A 3,488-nucleotide genomic window follows, 5' to 3' on the forward strand; every position below is an offset into this window, starting at 1 on the left:
CATATTGCTCGCTAGGGATAAATGTTTCCTCATTTGCCCCCCAAAGCTGACTTGTTGCTTCAGCATTCCACCAATACTTATTTGTAGCGTCGTCACTTATATCAATATTAATAAATGAAACAGGATATCCTGGTTGATTAAGTTGAAATTCTATTGAGTTTGTTTTATGTTCAGTACTTACATCAAAAACTTCTCTACTGTTAGCTGCATTTTTTCCACTGTACATATAGAGTCCCACTATATATGATTGTTCTTTAATATCGTCTGGTAAATATTCTACCATGTTCTTATATGGTTCATATGGATCCATTTTGATAGTTGATCTATTTTTCATAATATGACCATTATGTGCCCATACAATAAACTTTTCATCTGGATATATTTCTTCTAATAACCACTCTAGATTATCAGCCATTATTCTATCTCGAGATTCTAAATCACCTTTACCATTTTGATCCATAACATTTTCTTCAGTATATTTTTCTGTAATAGACCTAATTCTTTGCTCAAAAATCTTTATGAAAAATTGTTTTTCATCCTCATTTATCAATTTCGCCCACTCCCCTTGACCTATTTGGTACACTAAATCACTGTATTTTTCAGTTAATAACTCACTTTCTTGTTGCCAATTATCTGGATAATCTGCTCCCCATATTGAGCGGACATACTGATAATACTCTTGTTCTACAGCTTGTAAGTCTGTTGTAAAATCTGTATTTCTATCCTTAAAATAATCATTTATATATTTATCTATGTACGGTTGTGGTTGCATATCGAATCCTACTATATTAATTGGGTTCTTAGTTGCTTTTTGTTCTTTAATGTATTTAAACAAGTACATATTATGATCTGTAAACCACACTGGGTGTAAGGCATTTTTCATTGCTTGTTCAGACCTTATATCTAACAGCATTTCATTAGTTGTATATACCTCTGCTAATCCACTTTCAAATGCCACAATATTGTAATCTAATTCCTCATGTAAAAACTTTATTAACCTGCTTTTAATCAGACTGTATTCTGAAACGCCATGTGAGCTTTCCCCTAGCATAACCACTCTCTTGTCTTTTAATATATCTTTTAAAAATTCCAGATCACTATAGTCCGAACTTTCCAATTCGATAGATTTAATATGTTCAGGTTTATCATATTGAACTGTTTTTAGCTCTACATCATTAGTAACCCTTTGACTGTTTTCTGTGCCCTCAGAAACTTGTTGATTTGAACAACCAGCTATAAGTATGACTAGTAGAAGTGAAGAAAAAAATATGTAAACTTTATTCTTCTTTAATGATTTCATATAATACATCTCCAATGTTATTTAAATTGTAATATTTATACATTACAACAATATATTACATTATTTTTCAAAATATTTATACATTTTCTATCAATAGAGAATTTTCAATTTTTATTGTTAAAGTATTTTGTTTGAATACCTTGTTATAAAAGATTCCTCTACATTACAGACCATATATTTAATAAATCAAATCAACTTGTTATTCCACAATATTGGCCCTATACAAGAACAAGACGCACTGTTAAATAAGTGCGCCATATTGTTGAATATCATTAGGTGAATTTAACATATTATACATTTAATCTCTCATTCTTTTATCTTCTGAACATCCCCCTATCAAACACAATCTATCTTGTGTTTACTAAAATTCATTGTTAAATAAACGTTTCATTTTTATCTTTAATCTTTGTATCAATGAAGTAATTGCATCATATCTTTAGAGTAACGATTTTTTGAAAAGAGGTGCTTTGCTTGGCTATTATTGTTATTGATGTGAAAACTCATTCTGTTATAGCGTCATTACCTGTTGGTTTATCTGTAGGCAGTTCACCTTTAGCCATCACACCTGATGGAAAATTAGCTTATGTTGCTAATGAAGCTGATGGAAATCCATTTGATAATACCGTCTCCGTTATAGAAACGACAACAAATTCAATTATTGCGACTATACCAGTTGGGTCTCCAAATAATACCTTTATCACTCCTGATGGAAAATTAGCTTATGTGACTAACCAAGGTACTTTGGTAGTCCAGGTAACACTGTTTCCGTCATTGATGTAAAGACTCATACAGTAATTGCTACTGTTATTGTTGGGAATGAACCATCATCATCCTCTATAACCCCGGATGGAAAATTAGTTTATATAGTTAATTCAGATGAAAATAATGTGTCGATCATCGATACAAAAACTCATTCTGTTGTTGCTACTGTCACAGTCGGATCTAATCCATCTTTTATCAACTTCACTCCAGATGGAAAGTTGGCTTATGTTTTAATTAGTACGGATTCACAACAACCTGGAAATGTATCAGTAATTGATACGAAAACGCATGGCCTGATAGCAACAGTTCAAGTTGGTGAGGATCCAGACAAAGTTCTTTTTACTCCTGATGGAAAATTGGCTTATGTAACAAATTTCTTTGATGACTCCGTATCCGTCATTGATACAAAAACTCATTCAGTTATTGCCACTACCCTTGTTAGTGGTATTGCAAGTGATATTGATATTACTCCTGATGGAAAAATTGCTTATGTTACGGATTTGAACGCTGAATCAGTTTCTGTCATCGATATTAAAACTCACTCTGTTATTGCTACTGTTCCTGTTGATATAAGTGTTATAGGTTCTGTTACTTTAACTCCTGATGGGAAATTAGCTTACGTAGTTGAATCTACAACATAGACTTCTATGTTGTAGAACACAACTTACCTTGTGTTTACTAAAGCTTCCCTTGCTAAACTTTGCATTTTTACTATTACTCTTTTAGGTTCAACTCTAAACTGCTTATATGCGACTGATTCTAAAGCTTTTTCATACCGTTCAATTTTCTGCTTCTGCTTTTTATATGGTGCTCTAGTTGCTGAAACCTCAGTAAACATGCTATGAGGAAACAAATCCCATTCTAGAGATTTCGCTACTGCCTTTCCTCTTGTTTCCGCAAATACAATATGACCATACCCTTCATAATCACTAACATGATAAGCTTTCAACTTACTAACCACCTTTTTAGTAAACTTAATAATTCTTGAGTTTCCTAAAATCTTCATTATCTTTAATGGTAATCAGTCTAAATTCCAATTTTAAATATTGTTCAACAACTCTCCTCATATTATGGTAATAATAATAATTTTGAAGAGGTGATTTGGTGGCTACTGTTGTTATTGATGTGAGCACTCATAGAGTTATCGTTACTTTGTTACCAGCAGGCATTTCAGGTGTTTCTGTCACGCCAGATGGTAAGCTGGCTTATGTTACAAATCTTGATGATGATATTGTTTCAGTTATTGATGTGAAAACTCTTAAAGTGGTTGCTACTATTCTGATTGAGCAAGGTCCATCTGATGTCGCCTTCACACCTGATGGAAAACTCGCTTACGTGATTAATAGTGCCTCTGAACAAGGTAATACTGTTACAGTCATCGATGTGAAAACTCATAGCATCATTGCTACTATTATGGTTGGCCTCA

Annotated in this window: 5 protein-coding genes; 3 read left to right on the forward strand and 2 right to left on the reverse strand. The window is 32.7% G+C overall.

The window, feature by feature from the left end; translation table 11 throughout:
- A partial coding sequence (locus JM172_RS24075; protein ID WP_214484923.1) for an erythromycin esterase family protein occupies positions 1-1,300 on the reverse strand: 1,300 nt, incomplete at its 3' end.
- Between the two features lie 471 nt (positions 1,301-1,771).
- Between JM172_RS24075 and JM172_RS24080 the strand changes: the two genes are divergently transcribed.
- Positions 1,772-2,080: a YncE family protein gene (locus JM172_RS24080; RefSeq protein ID WP_214484924.1), complete on the forward strand. Its 309-nt coding sequence runs from the start codon at positions 1,772-1,774 to the stop codon at positions 2,078-2,080.
- Positions 2,071-2,703, forward strand: a complete 633-nt coding sequence (locus JM172_RS25325; protein WP_352224154.1) for a cytochrome D1 domain-containing protein — start codon at positions 2,071-2,073, stop codon at positions 2,701-2,703. The genes JM172_RS24080 and JM172_RS25325 overlap by 10 nt, the downstream gene beginning before the upstream one ends.
- A gap of 23 nt (positions 2,704-2,726) precedes the next feature.
- Here JM172_RS25325 and JM172_RS24095 read toward each other — a convergent pair whose 3' ends face one another.
- Complete coding sequence (locus JM172_RS24095) at positions 2,727-3,011, reverse strand: hypothetical protein (RefSeq protein ID WP_214484926.1); 285 nt, start codon at positions 3,009-3,011, stop codon at positions 2,727-2,729.
- 155 nt (positions 3,012-3,166) lie between these two features.
- On the opposite strand from JM172_RS24095, the gene JM172_RS24100 reads away from it, so the two are divergent.
- Positions 3,167-3,488: YncE family protein (locus tag JM172_RS24100; RefSeq protein ID WP_214484927.1), on the forward strand; the 322-nt coding region annotated here is incomplete at its 3' end.

Origin of the sequence: Bacillus sp. SM2101 (assembly GCF_018588585.1) — a bacterium.
Taxonomy (GTDB): domain Bacteria; phylum Bacillota; class Bacilli; order Bacillales; family SM2101; genus Nanhaiella; species Nanhaiella sioensis.